The sequence below is a fragment of the Paraburkholderia sp. SIMBA_053 genome, assembly GCF_046534895.1.
GTDB classification, from domain to species: Bacteria; Pseudomonadota; Gammaproteobacteria; order Burkholderiales; family Burkholderiaceae; genus Paraburkholderia; species Paraburkholderia caledonica.
Window position 1 is genome coordinate 1 of record NZ_JAWRXU010001355.1, and the last position, 248, is coordinate 248.

Annotated in this window: 1 pseudogene; it reads left to right on the forward strand. The window is 71.8% G+C overall.

Annotated features, from left to right (window positions below):
• A pseudogene (locus tag SB753_RS40025) lies at positions 1 to 248 on the forward strand (ROK family protein); the annotation flags it as partial.

Sequence of the window (248 nt, forward strand, 5' to 3'; positions counted from 1 at the left end):
GCGGCTGGCACGGGTGAAGGTGCGCCTGTGCCTCCTGGAACACGATCCGGACGAGGCCGCCCTGCTCGGCTGGAGCGTCCTGCTGCCGCCTTCGGTACGCCGCCATGCAGCCTTCCTGGCGGTCGACATCGGCGGCACCAACCTGCGCTGCGGCCTGGTCGAACACCGGCTGGGCAAGGCTGCCGACGGCCGCAAGGCGCGCATCCTCGAACACATGCACTGGCGCCATGCCGACGATGCGCCGGCGC